The sequence below is a fragment of the Halomonas sp. CH40 genome (assembly GCA_041875495.1).
Lineage (GTDB): Bacteria > Pseudomonadota > Gammaproteobacteria > Pseudomonadales > Halomonadaceae > Vreelandella.
On the sequence record CP112982.1, the window covers coordinates 1637710 to 1660353 of the forward strand.

Annotated in this window: 18 protein-coding genes; 6 read left to right on the forward strand and 12 right to left on the reverse strand. The window is 54.8% G+C overall.

What is annotated here, in order from left to right:
- The 3 genes from OR573_07525 to acnB form a co-directional block, all read right to left on the reverse strand.
- The gene (locus OR573_07525; protein ID XGA81464.1) at positions 1-1884 is read right to left on the reverse strand and encodes a glycerophosphoryl diester phosphodiesterase membrane domain-containing protein; all 1884 of its coding nucleotides are present in this window, start codon (positions 1882-1884) and stop codon (positions 1-3) included.
- 71 nt (positions 1885-1955) lie between these two features.
- On the reverse strand, positions 1956-2450 hold the full coding sequence (gene rraA / locus OR573_07530; GenBank protein ID XGA81465.1) for a ribonuclease E activity regulator RraA: 495 nt from the start codon (positions 2448-2450) through the stop codon (positions 1956-1958).
- A gap of 201 nt (positions 2451-2651) precedes the next feature.
- Positions 2652-5255 carry a bifunctional aconitate hydratase 2/2-methylisocitrate dehydratase gene (acnB, locus tag OR573_07535; GenBank protein XGA81466.1) on the reverse strand — a complete coding sequence of 868 codons (2604 nt, stop codon included), beginning with the start codon at positions 5253-5255 and terminating at the stop codon, positions 2652-2654.
- Positions 5256-5623: 368 nt separating this feature from the next.
- Between acnB and OR573_07540 the strand changes: the two genes are divergently transcribed.
- Positions 5624-6280 (forward strand): tRNA-(ms[2]io[6]A)-hydroxylase, encoded by a 657-nt coding sequence (locus OR573_07540; GenBank protein ID XGA81467.1) that lies wholly within the window; start codon positions 5624-5626, stop codon positions 6278-6280.
- A 29-nt stretch (positions 6281-6309) separates the two neighbouring features.
- A complete protein-coding gene (locus OR573_07545) occupies positions 6310-10206 on the forward strand; it encodes an AAA family ATPase (protein XGA81468.1) in 3897 nt (1298 codons plus the stop codon).
- 7 nt (positions 10207-10213) lie between these two features.
- On the opposite strand, the gene OR573_07550 is transcribed toward OR573_07545, so the two are convergent.
- Positions 10214-10507, reverse strand: coding sequence for a YkgJ family cysteine cluster protein (locus tag OR573_07550; GenBank protein ID XGA81692.1), 294 nt, complete (start codon positions 10505-10507; stop codon positions 10214-10216).
- A gap of 193 nt (positions 10508-10700) precedes the next feature.
- Here OR573_07550 and yegQ point away from each other — a divergent pair, with 193 nt between their 5' ends.
- Genes yegQ through OR573_07565 form a run of 3 tightly spaced genes read left to right on the forward strand, consistent with a single transcriptional unit; the run spans position 10701 to position 13238 of the window.
- Positions 10701-12113: a tRNA 5-hydroxyuridine modification protein YegQ gene (gene yegQ / locus OR573_07555; protein XGA81469.1), complete on the forward strand. Its 1413-nt coding sequence runs from the start codon at positions 10701-10703 to the stop codon at positions 12111-12113.
- A 50-nt stretch (positions 12114-12163) separates the two neighbouring features.
- Positions 12164-12580: an SRPBCC family protein gene (locus OR573_07560; GenBank protein XGA81470.1), complete on the forward strand. Its 417-nt coding sequence runs from the start codon at positions 12164-12166 to the stop codon at positions 12578-12580.
- Entirely contained in the window at positions 12573-13238 is a 666-nt protein-coding gene (locus OR573_07565) for a VTT domain-containing protein (protein ID XGA81471.1), read from the forward strand. The genes OR573_07560 and OR573_07565 overlap by 8 nt, the downstream gene beginning before the upstream one ends.
- Before the next feature lie 34 nt (positions 13239-13272).
- Here OR573_07565 and OR573_07570 read toward each other — a convergent pair whose 3' ends face one another.
- From OR573_07570 to OR573_07600, 7 genes are all read right to left on the reverse strand, one after another.
- Entirely contained in the window at positions 13273-13512 is a 240-nt protein-coding gene (locus OR573_07570; protein ID XGA81472.1) for a DUF2789 domain-containing protein, read from the reverse strand.
- 190 nt (positions 13513-13702) lie between these two features.
- Positions 13703-14770 (reverse strand): asparaginase, encoded by a 1068-nt coding sequence (locus OR573_07575; GenBank protein XGA81473.1) that lies wholly within the window; start codon positions 14768-14770, stop codon positions 13703-13705.
- Between the two features lie 66 nt (positions 14771-14836).
- The gene (locus OR573_07580) at positions 14837-16036 is read right to left on the reverse strand and encodes an MFS transporter (protein XGA81474.1); all 1200 of its coding nucleotides are present in this window, start codon (positions 16034-16036) and stop codon (positions 14837-14839) included.
- Positions 16037-16044: 8 nt separating this feature from the next.
- Positions 16045-16548, reverse strand: a complete 504-nt coding sequence (locus OR573_07585) for a hypothetical protein (GenBank protein ID XGA81475.1) — start codon at positions 16546-16548, stop codon at positions 16045-16047.
- Between the two features lie 131 nt (positions 16549-16679).
- A complete protein-coding gene (locus tag OR573_07590) occupies positions 16680-17270 on the reverse strand; it encodes an ABC-type transport auxiliary lipoprotein family protein (protein XGA81476.1) in 591 nt (196 codons plus the stop codon).
- Between the two features lie 15 nt (positions 17271-17285).
- Positions 17286-18980, reverse strand: a complete 1695-nt coding sequence (gene pqiB / locus OR573_07595; protein ID XGA81477.1) for an intermembrane transport protein PqiB — start codon at positions 18978-18980, stop codon at positions 17286-17288.
- Complete coding sequence (locus tag OR573_07600) at positions 18973-20373, reverse strand: paraquat-inducible protein A (GenBank protein XGA81478.1); 1401 nt, start codon at positions 20371-20373, stop codon at positions 18973-18975. The genes pqiB and OR573_07600 overlap by 8 nt, the downstream gene beginning before the upstream one ends.
- A 154-nt stretch (positions 20374-20527) precedes the next feature.
- Here OR573_07600 and OR573_07605 point away from each other — a divergent pair, with 154 nt between their 5' ends.
- Positions 20528-21508 carry a calcium/sodium antiporter gene (locus OR573_07605; GenBank protein XGA81693.1) on the forward strand — a complete coding sequence of 327 codons (981 nt, stop codon included), beginning with the start codon at positions 20528-20530 and terminating at the stop codon, positions 21506-21508.
- 62 nt (positions 21509-21570) lie between these two features.
- On the opposite strand, the gene OR573_07610 is transcribed toward OR573_07605, so the two are convergent.
- Positions 21571-22548 carry a c-type cytochrome gene (locus OR573_07610; protein XGA81479.1) on the reverse strand — a complete coding sequence of 326 codons (978 nt, stop codon included), beginning with the start codon at positions 22546-22548 and terminating at the stop codon, positions 21571-21573.
- Positions 22549-22644: the final 96 nt, after the last annotated feature.

Below are 22644 nucleotides of genomic sequence, written 5' to 3' on the forward strand. Positions count from 1 at the left end.
TTATTCGCGTAACCAGTTACGCAGTTTGACCAGCATCAGGCCGCCGTCGCTGAGTTCGCGGCGGTCGGTCAGGAGTTGGTTAAGCTGTGCCGGATAGTCGGTAATAATCCCATCAACGCCCATATCAATAAGCGTCGACATGCGTGCCTGGCTGTTTACCGTCCAGGCATGTACCTCATAACCGTAAGCTCTGGCCAAGCGGATTTCGTTGCGGGTTATCCGGTTATGGCGTAACCCGAGCGCATCAAAGCCTCGACGGTTAAGGGTGCCTGGCATGATCAGCTGAGCCAGCAGGGTGGTGCGCAGTTGTGGGGTGGCGCTTTCAATATAGCGCAATAGTGAAGGTGACATTGCTGCAATGCGCATTTCAGCAAATACATCAGGAAAGCCGCAGTCAACGTAAGCCTGTACACCATCAGGGGCTTCTGACCAGCAGGTCATCCGCTGTTGGTTTTCTGCAGCAAGTACCTGCAGAACCCTATCGGCAAGCTGGCGCTCCTGACCAAACTGCGGTTTAAGTTCGATCATCAGGCTCGCACTGCCCCGAACAGCTTTGAGTGTCTCATCAAGGCCGGGAATACGCTCCTCCTGAAAACGCTCATCAAACCAGCGGCCAACGTCAAACTCGCCAAGTTCAGCGCGGGTCAACTCCGTCAGTTTGCGCCGATCCCCTGTCAGGCGCTGTAAGCTGCGGTCATGGTAAAGCATAACTTCCTGATCAGAGGATAGCTGGACATCAATTTCTATACTGTTGGCACCATCAACCAGGGCCTGACGTACAGCAGAAAGGGTGTTTTCAGGCGCCACCATGGAGCTGCCACGGTGGGCAATAATTGCAACGTCATCGTCTAACTCGAAGCTGGTCAGAATCCACCAGGCCTGAAAAGCGGCAAATACCACCACCCCAAGCTCAACTGCCCAGGCCAAGCGCCCGGGGTGAGAAGCAGGGGGCAGTTCTACCTGAGGTCTAGGGTGGGCTAACTGGCTATAAAGGTTGGCAGATAGCAGCGCATTAACCGCAATGCCCAGAAAGGTGATTCCCAGAGTTAGCAGCACATAGCCGGTCAGGTAGGCCAGGGTGGCAGGAATCAGTAGGGCGTTATGCTCGGGTAGCCACCACAATAATGGTGTGAACAGGTGATCAAACACCCAGGTGACCAGAATAGGCAGGACAATGATGATCGCAAGAACGGCTAACACCGCAAAACCGATTGAGCGCTGCCACCCACGCGTCAAGCTAACGCTTTGTTTGAGTGCCTGCAGCGGGGGGATGCTTTCCAGGGACACCAGAGGCAGTGCCAGCACCCAGCGCAGGTAAAGCCAGCTGGCCAGCCATGCCCAGATACCGACGATAGGCAAGGCCGAAGCAATGAAATACCACAGCACCGGTGGGCGTACCACCTGAAGGTAATAGATATCCAGACCGCCCAGCCAGCTATCATAAAGCCAGGTAATGGCGAGCATAAAAGGTGCCACCAGCAGCAGGTGGGCGCCGACCTGAACAGTCGCCAGCCCGATAAGGGCTGGCAAGCGGCGCGTGCTGAGCCATAAGGCTATTAGGGCTAGCCGATAGTGATTGGCGCGTGGGCGTATGGCAACCTGCAACATGCCAGCCTGTTGCCAATACAGCACAATGAAAGCACTTACCAGTACCGGCAGGGCGACCAGTAAACCGATGGGGCTGAACAGCAGGTCGATTAATGCATCCGTGGTAATCACGCTGTTATCAAGCTGGGCAAATATCCACCGCAAGATCCAGGCCACACCAGGCAGGAGCAGTAAGGAGGCCAGTAAGGTAAAAAACAGGTGAAAGGCAATTAGCGGACGCAGGTGCTCCCGCAAGGTTTTAAGCAGTAAATGAACAAGGATGTTAAGTGGCTGCATGGCACCCTAAAATTGCGGCATAAAAAATGCCAGCGTGGCATTCATGACTCGCGCTGGCAAGCAGATCCGGGTTATTCAGGCAGTTCAAGCTGCTGTTCAGCAACCAGAATGCCGTTGTTATCGGCATACAACCATTGGCCAGGCACCATCTCTACACCACCGATATGCACGCTGATATCGCGTTGACCTTCACCGCGTTTCTCGCTCTTGCGTGGATGACTGCCCAGCGCCTGAACGCCCAGGTTCATAGTTGCCAGCACATCTACATCCCTGACGCAGCCGTACATCACGATGCCTGCCCAGCCATTGGCAACAGCCTGTTCCGCCAGCATGTCGCCGAGCATGGCGCAGCGGTAAGAACCTCCGGCATCGACGACCAGCACTGCGCCTTCACCTGGTTCCGCGACAGCCTGTTTAACCATGGAATTATCTTCAAAGCATTTGACGGTGCGGATTGGGCCTGCAAAGGCATCGCAGCCACCAAAATTGGCGAAGATAGGCTCTACAACGGCCACGTCTGGGTGGGCATCGCAGATATCCGGGGTAACGATAGAAGAGGTATTCATGACAAGACTCCTTTTTAGGTATTGAACAGTCAAATGAGAGAGTGGGTGCAGGGGCAAATAAAAAACGCCCCGCCTGGTGATCCAGTGCGAGGCGTTGGGTCATCGACTCAAGTGAATAGCTCTATCGTGAAGCCTTGCACCTGCGATGTTGCGAGCATCGGCGATAACGTTGCTGATGTAGCATGTCTTATGTTGCGTGGATCAGGCTTCTTGTGCAACCGGAATCACGTTCGAGGCAATCTTCTGATATTCCTCGATCTCGTGGAAGTTCATATAGCGGTAGATCTCACCGGCCATGGCATCAAACTCGCTCATGTAGCGCTGGTACTCTTCAACCGACGGCAGACGACCTTCCACCGCGGCAACAGCAGCAAGTTCAGCTGAAGCCAGATAGACATTGGCGCCATCACCCAGACGGTTGGGGAAGTTACGGGTCGAGGTGGAAACTACCGTACTCTTGGAAGCAACGCGCGCCTGGTTACCCATGCACAGCGAGCAGCCCGGCATTTCCATGCGTGCGCCAGCACGGCCGTAGATGCCGTAGTAGCCTTCCTCGGTGAGCTGGTGCTGATCCATCTTGGTCGGCGGTGCCAGCCACAGACGTGTCTTCAGGCTGCCAGCGGGCTGTTTCTCAAGCAGTTTGCCTGCCGCACGGAAGTGGCCAATGTTAGTCATGCACGAGCCGATGAAGACTTCATCAATCTTCTCGCCAGCAACATCGGAAAGCAGGCGGGCATCGTCCGGATCATTCGGCGCGCAGAGAACCGGCTCCTTGATTTCTTCCAGATCAATCTCGATCACTTCAGCGTATTCGGCGTCTTTGTCGCCACGCATCAGGCTCGGGTTAGCCAGCCATTCCTGCATGCCTTCGATACGACGGCTGATGGTGCGTTCGTCGCCGTAACCGTTGGCCATCATCCACTTAAGCAGGGTGATGTTGGATTTCAGGTACTCGGTCACGCTTTCTTCAGACAGGGTGATGGTGCAACCCGCCGCCGAGCGCTCTGCAGAGGCATCGGAAAGTTCGAACGCCTGTTCAACGGTCAGGTCTTCAAGGCCTTCAATTTCCAGTACGCGGCCCGAGAAGGCATTCTTCTTGCCGGATTTCTCAACGGTCAAGAGGCCTTGCTTGATGGCGTAGAGCGGGATTGCATGCACCAGGTCACGCAGGGTAACGCCCGGCTGACGCTTGCCTTTGAAGCGAACCAGGACAGATTCCGGCATATCCAGCGGCATAACGCCGGTGGCTGCAGCAAAGGCCACCAGGCCAGAACCGGCTGGGAAGGAAATACCCAGCGGGAAGCGGGTGTGTGAATCACCACCGGTACCTACGGTATCAGGCAGCAGCATGCGGTTCAGCCAGCTGTGGATGATACCGTCACCCGGACGCAGGGAAACGCCACCACGGTTCATGATGAAGTCGGGCAGGGTGTGGTGAGTATCGACGTCAACCGGCTTCGGGTAGGCGGCTGTGTGACAGAAAGACTGCATAACCAGATCTGCCTGGAAGCCCAGGCAAGCCAGATCTTTAAGCTCGTCACGGGTCATCGGGCCAGTGGTGTCCTGTGAGCCGACAGTGGTCATCTTGGGTTCGCAGTACATGCCGGGGCGAACGCCTTCCAGGCCACACGCCTTGCCGACCATCTTCTGAGCCAGGGTAAAGCCTTTGCCAGTATCAGCAGGCTGGTCCGGCAGGCGGAACACGTCAGAAGCTTCAAGGCCGAGGGATTCACGCGCCTTGCCGGTCAATCCGCGACCGATGATCAGCGGGATACGGCCACCCGCGCGAACTTCATCAAGAATCAGCTGGGTCTTGAGTTCAAAGGTAGTCAGCACTTCATCAGTACCGTGCTTGCAGACCTTGCCTTCATAGGGGTAGACGTCGATTACGTCACCCATATTGAGTTTGGAAACATCCATTTCGACCGGAAGGGCGCCGGAATCTTCCATGGTGTTGAAGAAGATGGGGGCAATCTTGCCGCCAAAACAGAAGCCGCCCGCGCGCTTGTTGGGCACATTGGGAATGTCATCACCAAAGAACCACAGCACCGAGTTGGTGGCTGATTTGCGCGAGGAACCCGTGCCCACGACGTCACCCACGTAGGCAACTGGGAAGCCTTTGGCCTTGACGCCTTCAATCTGCTGAAGCGGGCCAACCTGGCCTTGTTCCTGAGGCTCAATACCGTCACGCTCGTTTTTGAGCATGGCGCGAGCGTGCAGTGGAATATCCGGGCGCGACCAGGCATCCGGTGCCGGAGAAAGGTCGTCAGTGTTGGTTTCACCAGGTACCTTGAAGACCGTCAGGGTGATTTTTTCTTCAAGCGCAGGCTTGGACAGGAACCACTCAGCCTCGGCCCAGGACTGGATGACATCCTTGGCGACTGCATTGCCGTTCTTGGCGCGCTCTTCCACATCGTGGAAGGCATCAAACATGAGAAGGGTATGCTTGAGCTGTTCGCCGACTTCTTTTGCCAGCTCTTCGTTGTCCAGAAGCTCGACCATGGAGACGATGTTGTAGCCGCCCTGCATGGTGCCAAGCAACTTGACAGCGTGAATCTTGTCTATCAGGGGAGATGTTGCTTCACCCTTGGCGATGGCGGTCAGAAAACCTGCCTTGACGTAGGCGGCTTCATCCACACCTGGAGGAACGCGATCAGTGATCAGTTCAAGAATGAACTCTTCTTCACCGGCGGGTGGGGTTTTCAAAAGCTCAATGAGTGCAGCAACCTGTTCTGCATTCAGCGGCTTGGGTGGGACGCCCTCTGCAGCGCGTTCTTCGACATGTTGGCGGTAAGCTTCAAGCACGATGGGGCCCTCTCATTTACTTTATGTTAACTGTCGATCAGAGCATTGCGTGGCAATGAGCGTCTCGCCAGCTTCACTTATACGCTTGACAAACAGCGTCTGGTTGGATGCCGATGATTCTACGGTAAACTGTCGACAATGTTAAGGTGATGCTGGTGGAGCGCCCTAGTACTTTGGGAGCAAGTACTTTGGGAGCAGGCATTTTTTTCAACAGGTATTCTGTCAGCTGTTCAGGCCGTAGGCAGGGTGTGATTCCACGGGTAGCGCGTTACCATATGCCAAGGAAAATCCCGCCTGTTACCGAGAGATTATAGGTAACAGCGCTTAATTATTGTACAATCTTTATAAAAGGCTTGAGCAAATACGCTATGTCGAATCCTCCTGCTGCATTACAGAAAGCGTCTCATCATTTGCAAGCTGATGATCTTCTCCCGGAAAGTCTCCTGGACTTCCTGGGTTGTCCGACACCGCCTGCCTGGCTGGAGTGGGCGTATGCCAACCCGGATATTCTGTTGGTTGATCATGCACAATGTGAAAAGAAGGCAGCATCAACGGCAATGAGTCTGCTTTACCGCTACGTGGATCAGCCGCTTTTACTCAGCAAGATGTCACAGCTTGCCCGTGAAGAGCTGCTGCATTTTGAGCAGGTGGTGACGCTGATGGAGAGCCGTGGCGTTGGCTACCATCACCTGACAGCATCCCGTTACGCTGAGGGTCTACGTCAACACATGCGCAGCAGCGACCCGGAGCGCCTGATTGATTTATTGATTATCGGTGCCCTGATAGAGGCGCGCAGCTGTGAGCGCTTTGCACGTCTAATACCGTATCTCGATGAAGAACTGGCAAAATTTTATCGTACGCTGGTAAAGTCGGAAGGCCGTCATTTCGAAGACTACCTTCTGTTGGCGCGTCAGCAGACGCAGGCTCCCATTGATGATCGCATTGCCCTGTTTGTCGCGTGCGAACAGGCGCTTATTACATCGCCCGATACGGCGTTCCGTTTTCACAGCGGTGTTCCAAGCTGAACCGCTGGCTGCCCACCAGGATATGTACCATGCTCGATGCTCGTGAAACTGATCAACTGGTGCTTTTGGGGCATTTCTCGCTAACTCAGGGCGATGATGTCATCACCCATTTCAGTTACGACAAGGTAAAAGCGCTACTGGTTTATCTTCTGCTTCATCGTCAGCCCATTAACAGGGCTGCCCTGGCAGAACTGCTATGGCCGGATCAGGGACTATCCTCCGGGCGCACCAATTTGCGCCATGCTTTGCATTGTCTGCGTCAATCGCTGGGTGAAAACGCCGACAAGGTGTTGACCGTTTCCAGGCAGACAATCGCCTTTCAACTTCCCCCACATTGGCGGGTTGACCTGCATGAACTGCAGCGTTTGCTGGAAGGTCCGCAGGATCTTGAAACCCTGGAAGCGGTGATGAGTTGTTACCAGGGTGATCTGGTTGAAGAGCTGCAACTGTCAAATTGCGGTGAGTTTCAGCGCTGGCTGGTACAGGTACGTAATGAGTGGCGTCAGCGGGTCATCCGTTTTGCCGAGCAGGTGTTGGAGGGGCATGCTGGGGTGCCTGATGAGCTGCTGGAGGCCTTGGTCAGCCGTTTTTCAGGTTATGGCCCCTTTCATGAGCGCTTGGTCAAGCAGTTGGCGGAAAAGGATCAGATGGCAGCGGCGCATGAGCATTACAATAGCTACCTGCAGCTACTGGCCCTGTCTGGCCAACAGCCGGAACCCAGCTTTCTGCAGCTTGCCAGTTTCTGGTCAGATGCGCCGCAAGACCCGCGCAGTCTGTCACCCCAAGGCGCTTATAGCCGGGTGCTTGCCGCTGACAGTAAGCCGCTCAGGGAAGACGAGATCGAGCTGCGTCAGCTGTCTGTCATGGCCATTCGCCTGCGTCTGCAAGGTGACTGGCAGGATCGCGATGCTACCCGTAGCTGCCTGTCGTTACAGCTTGAATTGCTGCGCTGGCTGGAGCGTCAATGTCATCATCTAGGCGGCTTCTGGCTGCCTGGTGCAACCGGTGGCCTGGGCCTTGCCTGCTTTGGTACCCACGGCCCTGCGCATCAACTGGCGGAACTGGTTGCTCTTTATGAACATTGCCGACTGGCATTGCCGTTGGAATGCCAGCGGCACTGGAGCGGAGAAGGTGACCCACCGCGCTTTGAACTAGCCGCCGGTCTGCACAGTGGGCGCGTGGTTTATTTGCCTGAGCGTCAGTTAGCGGACCCGTTAGGACAGGTAACCCAGACGTCGCTTGAATTGATGAGCGCATCGGAAGGTAGCGAGCTGGTGATCTCCCAGGAAGCCAGCCAGCACATGCCGCCCGCGCTGGATCTACAGCCTCGCCTGGTATCGCGCCTGGTGGCAAGTGACGGTCGGGTTCGCCTGCGTGCTCTGGTATTGGGCCGTAATGAAGGTGGCCGAGATGCCATGCCACCCAGCCTGGTGGGGCGCGAAACATCGCTTAGAACCTTGCGGGATGCCCTGGCGCGGGCAGGCATCGGCCTGCGTCAGAGCGTGCTGGTACGCGGCCCTTCCGGGATGGGTAAATCAGCCCTGATGGTAGGCTTTCGCCAGCTTGAACTCAGCCGGGATGCGGCCATCTGCTGGCAACCCACTACGCGCCTTTCGGTGCTGGAACCTTACGGCGTCGCACGTCATCTGGTCGCCTGGCACCTGGACGCAACGCTTGATGTTGAGACGCTTTTGCAGCTGCAGGCACGTCTAGGCATGAAGACCCTGAGTGATAGCCAGCAGCAATTACTTGAAGAGGCTCTGGGCGTGCGCGACGTCCAGGAAGTCTCGCAGCTGATTCATAATGGTGAAGCGCTTGAGCTGGTCGTTAATCTGCTGCATGCCGTAATTGAGTATCAGGCCGCTGAGCGCACTCTGGTGTTGATGCTGGATGACCTGCAGTGGCTGGATGAACCTTCGTTCAAGGTGCTTTCCGGCCTGCAGGCGCGCTTGCCGATCAACACGGCTTTCATGCTGGTCGCCAGCCACCATGGGCGTGAAACCCTGCCAGTCAAACTTCACTGGGATCAACAGATCACCCTCGGGCGTTTGGATCAGTTGCAGTCGTCGCGCCTGCTTTCGCAGCTCTCACGGCGCTATCGCATTCATCTCAGCCCGCGTTTGCGTACCCAGATCATTGAACGCTGCGACGGTGTGCCGCTGTATATGCAGGAAATCTGTCGGCGCCTGGATATGGATCGTCGGGAGGGGCGTACGGTGCAGTTCGATGATCTGCCGAAGGGCCTGCTGGGCTTATTGGCCAGCCGGATTGATCAGTTGGAACAGGATCGCCATGTGGCCCACGTAGCGGCAGTGCTGGGTAAGCGTTTCCGGCTGGATTTCCTGGCTGAATGCTGTGAGCTTGATCAGGTAGCTTTGCAACAGGCGCTTTCGCATATGCGTCAGCTGGAAATTATTGAACCGGTGGAGCACGAAAGCCAGGAATATGAATACCAGTTCAGCCACCAACTACTTCAGGAAGCAGCCTATCTTTCCTGCCCTCGGGATGTGCGGGTCAGGTTGCATCAGCAGGTAGTGAGCCTGATTGAAGAACGTTTCCCAATGTGGATCAGCCGTCATCCCGGCGACTTTGCGACCCATCTGCGGCGCAGTGGCCATTATGCCAGAGGGGCACGCTACTTCGAGCTGGCCGCACGTGAGGCGCTCAAGGTAAGTGCCAACCGAACGGCGCTACGCATGGCCGATTTTGGCCTGGCCAGTCTGCGCCATGTTGAGCATCAGGCCGAACGCGAAATCAGCCTGCTGACGGTAAGAGGTCAGGCCGCCTTTGCGTTGGAAGGACATGGTTCACCCACTGCCCATGAAAGCTTTTTACGTGCCCGTGAGCTGTTACTTAGCGATGAAGGCAAAGCGTCTGACGAGCCTGAAGATATCGAACAGATCTTCCTGGTGAAATGGGGATTGTGGGTCGGGCGCAGCCAGCGCTATGCCCACGCCGATGCCTTTGCATTGGCATCTACGCTGGCCGATCTGGCCGCTAAGCTTGACGACCCGCGCTATCAGCGTCTGGCGGATTATGCTCGCGCCCACTGCGAGTATTGGGCTGGCAAGATTCAACAGGCCTACGACCATCTGGATGAGATCGACCCGCTCAATTCGCCAATGATGATAGAGTGGCTACCGTTCTCAGATCATCCACAGGTGACAGCGGCGTGTTTTCAGGGTTGGGCGTTATGCTTGCGCGGTGATTATCAGCGCGCTGAGCGGCAAGTATCGGCTGCCATTCGCCTGGCCGAGAAGATTGGCCACCCAGGCACGCTGGCCATGGCGCTGCTGTTCGCCGCCGCCCTGTACCGTCAACTGGGGCACGTGCATCTGGCGGCGCGTCACGCTGAACGCGCTGAGGCCATGACCGGGACGCCGGATTTACAGCTCTGGCAGATCTCTGCACAAGGTGTGATCGGGTGGCAACAGGCGCTTTCAGGCGATGCCGCTGGAGTGCTGAAGCTGCGCCAAAGTCTTGAGCAGATGGCCGAGCTTAACGGCCGTGATCATTATCAACGCCCGGTTCTATGGTATTCCGATGCGTGTATAGCCGTGGGTGAGCTGGCGGCTGCCGAAGATTACCTTGATCAGTGTCTGGTGATTGCACGTGAACGTAACACCCTGTTTCTACCAGAACTGGCGGTGCAGCTGGCTCAGGTGCGTGACAAGATGGGGTATTCTCCGGATGATGTTCGCCGATTGCTGGAACTGGCGATTGAGCAGGCGCAGGAACATGGCAACCGGCACCAGGAGCTGGCTGCCTGGGCGCTGTGGTTAACGCGCATTGCCCCTGATGATGCCTCAGCGAGGGAAGCGTTCCGCTGCCTGCTGGCAGAGGTGAATCATACGGATGCACCGGTGCTGGTGCGCTGGGTAAGCCTGCTTGACCATCGCATGGCGCCGGAAAGCCTGGAAGGTTAGGCTGGTTTTACGTTTCTGAGGAGCTGAGTGTGTGGCCTTCCAGCCATGTCAGGTTGTCGAGAGCCTGCTGGCGTGAGGTGCCGCACAAAGCGCGCTCAAAGGTAAACTGGCGACAAACGTCAGGTCGTCGGCTGTCGCCAAACAGCCGACACAGGTTATTCTGATCAAGTTGCTGGCAGCGAACGCCAGCAGGTTTGCCGTGTGGCATCCCTGGAATCGGACTGCTGATGGAGGGCGCAATGCAACAGGCGCCGCAGCCTGGGCGGCAGTTATCGTTACCCTCGCTAGAAAGGGAGTTGATGTCCGTTACATCCGGTTGGTCAGTCTTTATCAGCTTGGGAGTATTGGTGTTAGTTTTGCCAGCGCCAGTGCTACCAGCGCCAGTGCTACCAGGGCCAGTTCTACGAGAATTAGCTTTTATCTGTAATATCATAGAGTTTCAGTCGCCGGTCAGGTCACTATAATTGTCTTGTTTAAAGAAGTAGGTTTTGTTAATGAATGCTCCGGAATTGCTGTCCCCAGCAGGTACTTTCAAGAATATGCGCTATGCGTTTGCTTATGGCGCTGACGCTGTCTATGCGGGGCAGCCGCGCTACTCACTAAGAGTGCGCAATAACGATTTCAAGGTCGATAATCTGCACAAGGGCATTGCCTACGCCCATGAGCGCGGCAAACAGTTTTATGTGGCGTCCAATATAGCGCCGCATAACAGCAAGTTGAAAACCTATCTGCGTGATATGCAGCCGGTGATAGAAGCAGGGCCGGATGCGTTGATCATGTCAGACCCTGGCTTGATCATGATGATCCGCGAGCGTTGGCCTGAACAGGTTATCCATCTGTCGGTACAGTCTAACGTGGTTAACTGGGCGGCGGCCAGGTTCTGGCAGCAGCAGGGCATTAGCCGCATCATACTGTCGCGTGAATTGTCGCTGGCTGAAATTGGCGAAATTCGTGCAGAGTGTCCTGATCTGGAAATTGAGACCTTTGTGCATGGCGCCCTGTGCATTGCCTATTCAGGACGTTGTCTGCTATCCGGGTATTTTAACCATCGCGACCCCAACCAGGGTACTTGTACAAACGCCTGCCGCTGGAAATATAACACGGTGGCAGCGGCTCAGGATGAAACCGGCGATCTGGTGCCAGCCAATTCTGCACGCGCTCATTCAGCAGGGGTGTGGTCGCCAGACGATAATGGCCTGATTGCAGCCGCCAGTGGTAGCGCTGAGTCCACGGCGACAGCGGGAGGTGTCGAGGGGCAGGACGAGCTTTCGGCACTGATTGAAGACCGCACCCGTCCGGGGGAGCTAATGCCGGTGTTTGAGGATGAGCATGGCACCTATATCATGAACTCCAAGGATTTGCGTGCAGTTCAGCATGTGCCTGAGTTGGCGCGAATGGGGGTGACATCGCTGAAAATTGAAGGCCGTACCAAGTCACACTATTACGTTGCGCGAACCGCTCAGGTCTATCGGCGTGCCATTGACGATGCGGTGGCTGGTCGTCCTTTTGACATGCGATTGATGGATGAACTGGATAATCTGGCCAATCGCGGCTATACCGAAGGTTTTTATCGCCGTCATGTGCATGATGAGTACCAGAACTACCAGCAGGGTAATTCAATAGGCGTGCACCAACAGTTTGTGGGCGAAGTAACGGCGTATTACCCCGAGCGGGGAGTGGTTGAGATTGAGGTCAAGAACCGCTTTGAGGTCGGTGACGGTATGGAATTGATGCTGCCGGGGGGCAATCGACGCTTTACGCTTGAGCATATTGAAAATCGACGCGGCGAATCTGTTAACGCTGCCCCTGGGTCAGGCCATGTGGTACGTATTCCGGTGCCTGGCGATGCCATTGCTCCTGAACGTATTGAGTTCGCGCTGCTGATGCGTGATTTACCCAAGGGCTGAACCGGGATTTATCGGTCATCCTGCATACTTGATCAACACGGAAATTTCCCATGGCTACTATCCGACACAGCGAAATCATAGCCGCTCCGCCTGAAAAGGTGTTCAGCGTGCTGTGCCAGGTAGAAGACTTCGCTGATTACTCAGACCTTATCAAGCGTATTGAACCCTTGGGCGGCGAGCGTTACCGCTGGCATGTGCGGGCAGTGGGGATGGACTGGACGTTTGATGTAGAGGTGACTGAATCTCGAGCGCCAGAAGTACTGGCCTGGGAGTCGGTGGATGGGGTCAAAAATTATGGCCGCTATCAGTTACGCGCTGTGCCACAAGGTACCGAAGTGTCGCTGACCTTGACCTATGAGATTCGTAACCGTTTGATGGAGAAAGCAGTCAATAAGGCAGCGACGCCTTTGGTCGGTAAGGTCAGCCGCCAGATACTTGAGCGGGTCGAAGCCAAGCTGAATGAATAAACGTATCCGCTTGCCGCATTTCTGGTGGCTTTTCGTTGCTGGTGTTTTTTTACTAGGGTACGCGTGGCTTTGGTATTCACCTGACCTGACAGCCTTTAAATATTGGGCCATGCAGATGTCGCATCACCCTGTAGTGATCATAGCGGTAATATTGATCATGGCAGGGACCCTGGCATTTGGTTTGCCGGGCAGTATTGGTGTCTGGATGATTGCTCCCTTCTATACGCCACTGGTAGCCACCCTGCTATTGACGGTGGGAGGTGTGGCAGGTGCCTACGGCGCCTACCAGTTGTCTGCCAGAATAGGTGAACGCTGGAATCCTGGGCCACTGACATTAAAAGTGATGAACACACTTGAGAAGCGCAGTGATCTTATGACTCAGTGTGCATTACGCTTGTTGCCCGGCTTTCCTCATTCAGTTATCAACTTTGCTTCTGGGCTTAGCCGTTTACCCATAAAAACTTATCTGTTGGCTGCCACTTTAGGGCTGTCAGTCAAGTGGATGGTATACAGCAGTGCTATTTATGGAGCGCTCGAAGCTATTGAAGAAGAAAACCCATTACAGTTTGATGTGATCCTGCCATTGATTATTCTGGCGGTGTTGTTATTGATTGGCGCCTGGTTTCGGCGCCGGGTTGAAGCAGTAAAGAAGATTTGATGTTGGCTGTGGCCGTTGATTTTAACTTCTGTGATTAGCTTTGCTTATGCATGGAAGCATCAAGGTGGTCAACAACTTCTGCCCAATCGGCATCTTCGTCAACCGCTTCACGCAGAAACTCTGCCTGCCCTTCGTTCCAGCACGGGGCGTCAGCTAGTGGCATATCGTCTGCCAGGGGGGAGTGACGTTCAATAAAGCGCTCGATTGACTCAGCATCGTTTGCCAGACCGAGTTGTTCAAACAGTTCGCTGAAATGATGCACGGGTTTTTCCATTGCGGCTCTCCAAGTCTTCTGCTGGCAGGTTGTGTTATCACAGGTCATTATGCATGGATGACAATATTAACCCATCTGTTTCATTAACCTATCTGTTTTGAAGGGTGGTGATCAAGGCCTTTTACTAAGATAGCTTAATAGATCAGCTTTGCCACTGCCTTGGTCATTTTAAATGGAAACGTTTACAGGCCTAACGCTCTCCAATCAGAGGGGTCACAAAAAGCGTTCGGCGTTGCTTATCTGACAGTGGTTGAGCCAAGAGGTGAACCAGCTTGGTATAAGCAGCTTCTACTGTCATATCCGCGCCTGATAACACCCCCGCTTCAAACACGCCGTGACCTGCCGCATAGGCGCCGAGATGAATACTACCTGCTGGGCACTGGCTGGTAGCAGCCAATAATTTTCCTTCACCGCTGGCGCTGGCCATTACCTCCAGCAGGGCAGGATTGTCTCCCAGGTTGCCGGCCCCCCAAAGCTGTATCAGCGCGCCCTTTACCCGCGAATCGGCCAGCCAGCTTTCCAGCTGCCAGGCGGCCATGCCCGGCCAGCAGGTAATCCGGGCAACTTCTCCATTAGCCAGTGGAGCGTAATCAGGCAATTCAAAGCGCGGTGCTCCTTGTTGCTGATAGGCAAGCCCGCGCGCTTTGTAATAAACACAGTCATCGCCTACCCGTGCGCCGAGCTGCGGATAGTTGGGTGTGATAAAGGCATCAGCGGCTTCTGTTTGCTGCTTGGTGCTGCGCACCCCGCGTAACAAGCGGCCAGCAAAGTAGACGGTGACTTCCTGCAGATCTGGCTGGGTTGCAAAGCGTAAAGCGCCTACGATATTTTCCAGTGCATCGCTGTTGGCAACGTCAAGAGGCTGCATCGAACCTGTCAGAATAACCGGACGATCCAGCCCCTGTAGCTGATAGGCAAGACTTGAAGCCGTCCAGCTCAAGGTGTCGGTACCATGCAAGATAACAAAGCCAGCATAGTGGTGAAGGTTGGCGTGAATATCGGTTGCGAGTTGCTGCCAGTTCAATGGCGTGGCAGCACTTGAATCAATCAGTGTGGAATAGCTGAGTACATCATACTCCGGTAACTGCTGGCGCTCTTTGATGGACAGGGTGGAAAGTGCCTGGGCAATTCTTGTTGCTATGTCGCCACGAGTGGTCAGGCCTGCGGATGAGGCTTGCATGCCGATAGTGCCACCCGTGTAAATAATCAGCACCCGTTCTTGTTCCGGGTCGCAGGCAGTAAGGGAAAGGGTGCTCATTGCGTAACTCCAGTGCTATTCAGACGGCAAACATCATCCAGTGGGCAACGATGGAAATAGAATGATTCAGTAACGATGAACCACTAATTGCCCGCTGTCATCATTCAGGCGCCGATTACGTCCGGCAAACAGGGCAAAGCAGGAGCAAAGGGCGATCACCCCAATCAGAAACCAGCCGATAAAGGTCGTACTGGCACCTGACTGTAATTGCCAGCCCACGATAAAAGGACCCAGGGATGCCAGCGTATAACCACCCCCTTGCACCAATCCTGATAGTTGGCCAGCCAGGCGCGAATTGGCTGTCCTCAAGACCAGAAGGCTCAGGGCAAGGCTGAAACTGCCACCCTGGCCTATGCCCAGCAACGCTGCGCCTGGCCATTTCCAGCTGAGCGGGCCAATCAACAAGATCCATAATCCGCTAGCAGTGATAATCTGAACGATGATCAGGGCGGGTCGCTGGTCGCGCCCAAGGCGCGCGAGCCATGGAGCTGCCAGTGCTGCAAAAAGCTGGCACATGATCGAAATCGCCATGGTCCAGCCGGCAGCCGCTTCGCTGTAACCTCGATCGACAAGCAGTGAGGGCAGCCAGCCAAACACCACATAAGCCATGGAAGATTGCAGCCCCATAAATAGCATGATCTGCCAGGTCAGCCGCTGTTTGAGCATCTTGGACAAACCGCTGGCGTGAAGCGGTGTGATCTCTGCAGTTTTAGGGTGGGGAAAGGCGAAATGCCAAAGCAGGAGCGCGAAAACGGCTAGCAGTGACCAGCTCATCAGGCTGGCTTGCCAGCTGCCTAGCCAGGCGGTCAGCGGAACGCTGAGGCCAGCGCCAATGGCACCGCCCATGCACAGCGCCATGGTATACAGGCCGGTTACCAGGTCCGCGCTGCCTGGTACTTCGCGTTTGACCAGCGCTGGTAGTAAGGTGCCGCCCAGGCCAATTGCCGAGCCTGCCATTGCTGACCCGATAAACAGCGCTCCGCCAAAAGGTAGTCCGCGCCAGATGAGCCCTGCAGTGAGTATGAGCAAGGCAATACTCAAGGCGCGTTCGCTGCCGACTGCCCTGGCGAGCAGGGGAGCCAGGGGAGCCGACAGGCCGAGAAACAGCACGGGGAGCGTTGTTAGTAAACCAGCGGCTGTCGGTGTAAGCCCCGCCGTTTCCTGTAATCGGGTTAGTAGTGGCGCAACGGATGAAAGCGCCGGGCGTAAGTTAAGCCCGACGACCACCATCAGGATGAGAAAAATAAAAGGGTGACGTCGCGGCATTGATAGACTTATTTCATGTGTGGACGTAAATCGCCGCGCACGGCATCCAGCAGTGTCAGGAACTGGGTATCCTGTGATGATTCCAGGGAGTCAACTCTGGCGGAGGTGTGCATCCCTTTGTTGATATCCAAATAGTCGTAGATTTCCAGGGTGATTTTTTTAGCGGGTTTATCACCCACGGGTATGATGCCATCTTCGAGCGTAAAGGTTTCCAACAGTGTCGCGCGGATGCGCGTTTGCTGGCCTTCACTCAGCATGCGGCGTACAAATAGCCAGCCTTCGCATACCAGCGACGATTGATCTGCTGTGGTGCGTAGAAACAAGGTGCGGTAACAGGCGCCTTCCTTGGCGGCTTTTTCAGCCATGCTGCGGTAGGCCTGTACGACCTTGGGGGCTGATACTCGGGCGTCTTCAAGGCGTTGCACGATTCCTTGATGCTCACGACTCAGTTGTTCCTGGCGTTGAAAGGTCAGCCAGCGGCGGTATTCTGCCATTAATTGCGATGACGCCATCGAGTGACTCCTGAATAAATAGAACGGCATATGAAATAAATAATGGCAATGTCCTCATCTTTCCATGGTGCGACACTGATGAGGCATTGCCAGGCTAATTGTGACAGTTAAGTGTATAAGTGTACCAGCGGCTAACGGGCATAGCCTTTGTTTTGCAGCGTCTGGGCGATTTCGTCGGCTACATCACTCCAGGCTTGGCCCAGCGCTCTGACGAGTGCCGGGTAGCCGTCATCACTCAAGGCTGCGCTTTGATTAAAACTGCCCAGGTGCAGCAGCTGGTTGTCGGCGTCGCGTAACTGCCATTGGCCGCTGGCGACGGCATAGCCGTCATAGCGGCCCTGAAATTCATCAACATCCAGGCGTATGGAGAGGGCGTCGCCCGGGGTGTTGTTGGCACGCGACAAACGCGATGCCGGTAACGCCCGTGCCAATTTGCCTCTCAGGTTACGCTCCAGTTGGCGATTCAGCGTATCCCCCCATTGATGCTCACGGGCCTCGCGCATTTCGATATCATCAAGCTGCAGCACGATGCCGTCGACATCCAGATAATGCGCCAGGCGGGGCACTTCCACCTGAATATCAACCACCGGTGTTGCCGGAACGCCAGGCGCTGACACGGTAGGGAGCAGATAGCGCGCTGGCGGTGTGACGCTGCTGGCACAGGCCACCAGCAAAGGTGCCATTAACAGCATCGCTGTGAACAAACCAAAACGCCTTGCCATATTCAGTCTCCTTACTTATTGCGGTGCCCGTGGAACAGGGTCTGTGGTATCCAGATTATCAAACAGCAGGGCGCGCGGGTTTTCATTCAAGGTTTTCGTCAACGGCTGCAGGTCACGTAACAGACGATCGATACGCTGCGTGGTAGAGATTAATTCCTCATAGGCAGGTGAAGACGGCGAGATACCTTGCATGGTGTTACGCAGCTCCTCCAGCGTGGCATTGATATTGCTGCCCATCGCCTGTGTTTCAGGATCATTCAGCACCTGGTTGATGGAACTGGATACATCGCGAGTTTCACTGATCAGCAACTGCGTCTCATTTAACACCGCCTCTGAGGCTTGCAGGTTGCGATCCAGTCCGGCTAGTAAGGGTTCCACTTCAAGCTCGTTCAGCTTGTCGAGCAAAGCCGTAATCTGGGCCTGGATCTGAGCGAACTCGCCGGCCACGGTGGGAAACACGCGGCGCTCGGAAAATGTTTCCTGAGTATAATCACCGGCCAGATCGCGCTGGAAGTTTAGGTCAACAAACAGAGCACCAGTCAGCAGGTTGCCGCTTTTCAGTGAAGCGCGCAAACCCATCGAGAACATCCGCTCGAAGCGCTCCTGCCATTCATTAAGGTCAATGTCGCTACCTTCAATGCCCAGCCGCTGAGGCTCGATTCTGATCAATACCGGGATGGCAAAACTTGTGCGTGATTCTGGCTGTGATGCCGTAAAATTCCAGGGCACCGCAGTTACTGTACCTACCCTGACGCCTCGAAACTCGACAGGGGCTGATTTTTTTAATCCGCGAACGGTGTCATCAACCAGAAGGACATATTCCAGGTAATGCTTAAAAGTACCCTGGCGGGCGCTGTCTTCATCGGCAAAAAGATCAAAGCGGGTGTCAGACTCAACCGCTTGGCCCATGGGCATATCTTCTGGCACACCAAAGGTCACACCGCCGCCGAGCAAGGCTTCCAGTGACTCCAGGTTCAGGCGTACGCCGTCAGCATCAAGGCGAAAATCGACACCGCTGGCCGTCCAGAAACGGGTGCCCGTTGTCACCAGATTGGAGTAAGGGTCTTCAATGAAGATGGTGTGGTGCATGGTACGTTCTTCCGGATTGAAACGTACCTCATCCACGCGCCCCACGGTAAACCCCTGATAGGAAACGGGGTCTCCTGGGCGCAGGGAGTTGCCCAGTTGGCTGACCAGCTTTAGCTGCAGGCCGGAAATCCCGGCAGGGGCAACGGGCGGCACATCGCTGACGCTAAACTCATCCTGAAACGCTTCCGAGTTACCGGGTTCAAGCTGGATGTAAGCACCTGACAGGACGGTGCCCAAGCCGCTGATACCTTCTCTGCCTATACGTGGTTTAACAACCCAGAAACGGCTTCCTTCGTTGAGCATTTCCTGGGCTTCCTGATTGATCCGTGCGGATATGACCGCATGGGATAAATCATCCGATAGCTGGACACTTTCAACGCGTCCAACTTCAACGCTACGGCTTCTGATCAAGGTGCTGCCTGCCTCAATGCCGTCGGCGTTATCCATGGTCAGCGTGACAAGAATGCCGCGGCTGGTGTAGTTGTCATAGACCAGCCAGATGCCGATCGCAATGGCGATCAGGGGAATGATCCAGATAGGAGAAAGTCTTGCCTGAGGGGAAGCTTTGGCTCGATGTAATGCTTCTTCCTCGTGTTGCTCTTTACGTGTTTCATTATCCATCAACAGGTTCCTGGTTGACGTGTGTGCGGCGACGCCTGCGCGGTAAAGGAGTGTCCCAGATCAGGCGCGGGTCAAACATCATGGCGGCCAGCATGGTCAAGACTACCACGCCTCCAAAAGCCAGTGCGGCAGGGCCTGGCGTGATCGACATCAATGAGCCCGCACGAATCAATGCGACCAGTATGGCGACGACAAACACATCCACCATTGACCAGCGGCCGATAAACTCGGTTACCCGGTAGATGACGGTGCGATTGTGTGCGTTCAGCTCGCTACTGCGGCTCACCACCAGACACAGCCAGACCAAGGCCACCAGCTTGCCCACAGGGACAATGACGCTGGCAACAAAAATCACCAGTGCGATTGGCCATGAACCCATCTGGATTAGTTCGACAACGCCTCCTATGATGGTTGAGGGTGATTCGTTGCCCAGGCTGGTGGTGGTCATGATGGGGTAAAGATTAGCGGGAATATACATGACCATGGCCGCTGCCAGAAGTGCCCAGGTACGCTGTAAACTGTGTGGATAACGCGAATGCAGGCGTTCGTGACAGCGCTTGCAGCGAGGTTTTCGAGTATCCACGTCCGGGCGGTTGATCAACCCACAGGTGGCACATCCTATCACGCCCTGGCTGGCAGCCGTTGTACCTGTCTGAGTGCCTTTGGGCGCCAGAGGCTCACCGTCTTCGAGGGAAAACCACATCCAGTCGGCATCTACCGACTGGATGGTGAATAGCAATAGCACGGCAAACGCGCAGAAGGCCCAGAAAGAAGCCCCTAAGGTGATTTGGGCAATGCCGGCAATCTTTATCAGGCTGACCAGTGCGCCGACAATAAAAACGTCTGCCATCAGCCAGGGAGTTAAGTGAGTCAAGGAGCGTGCCACGTCTCTGCTGAAGGGTAACTTACGATCAATCAGCAGGCTAAACTGCAGCCATATCAAGCCGATAAGGTAGAGCGCTGGCAAAGCGACAATGCTCATGATGACCGCAATAGCGACGACGGGTTGATGAAAGCCAATCAGAGTAGTGGCTGTCTGGGTCAGTTCAATTTCATTGCCGATACCACTGACGCTAAAGCGCACAAACGGAAATGACACGGCCAGTACAAGGGCCACCAGGGCTGAAATAGCCAGTGCCATACTGCGCTGAGCCGGATAACGATGGCGTTTGACCAGCGTATGTTCACAGCGCGGACAGCAGGCTTTTTCACCTGACTTCAAAGGGGGGAGGGCAGACACCCAATCGCATTCCTGGCACGCTCTTAAGCGTCTGCGCTGGGTTCTGGTTTCAGGCGGTGAAAGGTCGGCATAAGAAGCACTGGCTGCCAGCTTTCGAAAGCGTGCTTTGGCCAGCTCAGGGCGCGTCATCGAGGAGCGTTGCTGTATTTTCATATGACGGCCTTGTGAATAAGCTGATGTTAAGCGTTAGTGCGTTGTTGCTAGTGCATTGTTAAAGAGACAAGCGACATAGTGCTTGACTATTTTACAGGTCTAACCAAGGATGCTGCAGCCATTGTGCATACCGTGAATGAATAAAGGAAATCCAATGTTAATGCCTTTGCTCGCTGTGCTGGTTGGACTCGTTCTGCTTATCTGGAGCGCGGAAAAGTTTATTGATGGCGCTGCCGCCACGTCGCGTTGGCTGGGTCTATCCCCGCTGTTAATCGGGATGTTGGTCATCGGTTTTGGTACATCAGCGCCTGAAATGATGGTTTCAGTGTTAGCTGCCATTCAAGGTAGCCCAGGTTTGGCAGTCGGTAATGCGTATGGTTCCAATATAGTTAATATCGGGCTGGTGTTGGGTGTTGTTGCTTTGCTGTCTCCCCTGGCTGTTGATTCTAGTGTTGTACGTAGAGAAATGCCGGTATTGCTTGCGGTCACCCTGTTGACGGGTTGGATGTTGCTGGATGGATGGATATCCCGTTGGGAAGCGGTATTCCTGCTCGCAGCGCTTGTGTTGCTGATAACCATCAGTATTATTTACTCCCGTAGCAGCCAGGATGATGCATTTGTTGAAGAAGTGTCGGCCACACTGGAAAACCAGTCCATGTCTCGCGGCAAAGCGCTGATGTGGACACTAGTTGGGCTGACGCTGTTAATCATCAGTTCGCGTCTACTGGTATGGGGAGCCATTGATATCGCCGTGGCATTTGGGGTGAGCGAGCTGATTATTGGGCTGACAGTCGTGGCAATCGGCACCTCTCTTCCTGAACTTGCGTCCTCAATCAGTGCGCTACGTCGCAAAGAGCATGAAATGGTGCTTGGCAATGTGGTGGGCTCGAACCTGTTCAATACCTTGGGGGTTGTGGGGCTTGCGGGTGTGATTGTGCCGATTGAGACGGGCAGTGAGGTATTGACTCGAGACTGGTTGGTCATGCTGGTGATGACAGTGCTGATGATGGTATTTGCATTTTCCTGGCGTGGGCGCACGCGTCGTATTAATCGTTGGGAAGGCGGCTTCCTGCTCCTGATGTTTGTTGCTTACACTTTATATATGATCTCAGTGGTTGTCGCTAGCCGGCCCTGAATGACAAACTGCTAGCGGCGAACCGCTAGCAGTGTAATAACGCTTCAGGTTAAACCTGATTATCAGGGCAGTGCCGGAATCTCGAATTCTGGCATCTCACCTGTCAGCGTATGCAAGAAAGCAGTGATATCATCAATAGTTTGTTGTTCAAACTCACGTCCCAGCATCTCCTGGCCCATGATCGCAACAGACTCCTCAAGCGTTTCGGTCGCGCCATTGTTCATGTAGGGGTATGTCACCGCAACGTTACGTAGCGTCGGTGTCCTGAAGCGGTATTTGTCGCTTTCTTCACCGGTTACCAGATAGCGTCCGAGATCTGTAGAGCCAGGCACCTGAATGGCATGGAACTGGCTGTCTGTCAGGGCAGGGCCGCGGTGGCATGCGATGCAGCCATTGTCTACAAAGGCCACCATGCCATCTTTGGCCTGTTCGCTGATGGCGTTTTCATCACCACTCAGATAACGATCAAAAGGTGAGTTAGGCGTATTCAGCGTACGTTCAAACGCCGCAATGGAGTACGCCAGGTTATCGCCACTGATCGGGTCTTCATCGTCAGGGAAGGCTTCGGCAAACTTGTCCTGATAAATGTCAAACTCGGTCAGCCTTTCCAGGGCAACATCGAGATCCATAGCCATTTCAACATCAGCTTCTATTGGACCAAGAGCCTGTCCTTCCAGGTCAGGTTCACGTCCATCCCAGAACTGAGAGCCGAGGAAGGCGCTGTTGAGAACGGTAGGCGTGTTGCGTTCGCCTACCTGGCCGTCGTGCCCCGTCGCTCTTGGTATCCTATCAGCCCAGCCCAGAGCAGGGTTATGGCAGGTAGCGCAGCTGATGACGCCGCTGGATGAAATGCGCGGTTCAAAAAACAGCATGTTACCCAGTTCTATTTTTGCCGGTGTCATCGAATTATCTGCCGGTATGGGCGGCAGATGGGGCAGCGCTTCAAAACGGTCTTTATAGTCTTGCAGGTCTTCTGCCATCACCATGCTGCTAGGAATCATGGCCGCTGCTGCTATCATCGCGGGTAGCACTTTCTTCATGTGGATCTCCCCCTTGCACCAATCACTCTCATTCGAGAGCTGTTTAACTAGCTTGGCTAGTCTTAGCCTATAGTAAGGTTTAATTGTTATTAAAAT

Coding starts and splice junctions, on each gene's coding strand:
- OR573_07525 (XGA81464.1), bottom strand. CDS start 1,884: ATGCAGCCACTTAACATCCTTGTTCATTTACTGCTTAAAACCTTGCGG.
- rraA (XGA81465.1), bottom strand. CDS start 2,450: ATGAATACCTCTTCTATCGTTACCCCGGATATCTGCGATGCCCACCCA.
- OR573_07540 (XGA81467.1), top strand. CDS start 5,624: ATGTCGAATCCTCCTGCTGCATTACAGAAAGCGTCTCATCATTTGCAA.
- OR573_07545 (XGA81468.1), top strand. CDS start 6,310: ATGCTCGATGCTCGTGAAACTGATCAACTGGTGCTTTTGGGGCATTTC.
- yegQ (XGA81469.1), top strand. CDS start 10,701: ATGAATGCTCCGGAATTGCTGTCCCCAGCAGGTACTTTCAAGAATATG.
- OR573_07560 (XGA81470.1), top strand. CDS start 12,164: ATGGCTACTATCCGACACAGCGAAATCATAGCCGCTCCGCCTGAAAAG.
- OR573_07565 (XGA81471.1), top strand. CDS start 12,573: ATGAATAAACGTATCCGCTTGCCGCATTTCTGGTGGCTTTTCGTTGCT.
- OR573_07570 (XGA81472.1), bottom strand. CDS start 13,512: ATGGAAAAACCCGTGCATCATTTCAGCGAACTGTTTGAACAACTCGGT.
- OR573_07575 (XGA81473.1), bottom strand. CDS start 14,770: ATGAGCACCCTTTCCCTTACTGCCTGCGACCCGGAACAAGAACGGGTG.
- OR573_07580 (XGA81474.1), bottom strand. CDS start 16,036: ATGCCGCGACGTCACCCTTTTATTTTTCTCATCCTGATGGTGGTCGTC.
- OR573_07585 (XGA81475.1), bottom strand. CDS start 16,548: ATGGCGTCATCGCAATTAATGGCAGAATACCGCCGCTGGCTGACCTTT.
- OR573_07590 (XGA81476.1), bottom strand. CDS start 17,270: ATGGCAAGGCGTTTTGGTTTGTTCACAGCGATGCTGTTAATGGCACCT.
- pqiB (XGA81477.1), bottom strand. CDS start 18,980: ATGGATAATGAAACACGTAAAGAGCAACACGAGGAAGAAGCATTACAT.
- OR573_07600 (XGA81478.1), bottom strand. CDS start 20,373: ATGAAAATACAGCAACGCTCCTCGATGACGCGCCCTGAGCTGGCCAAA.
- OR573_07605 (XGA81693.1), top strand. CDS start 20,528: ATGTTAATGCCTTTGCTCGCTGTGCTGGTTGGACTCGTTCTGCTTATC.
- OR573_07610 (XGA81479.1), bottom strand. CDS start 22,548: ATGAAGAAAGTGCTACCCGCGATGATAGCAGCAGCGGCCATGATTCCT.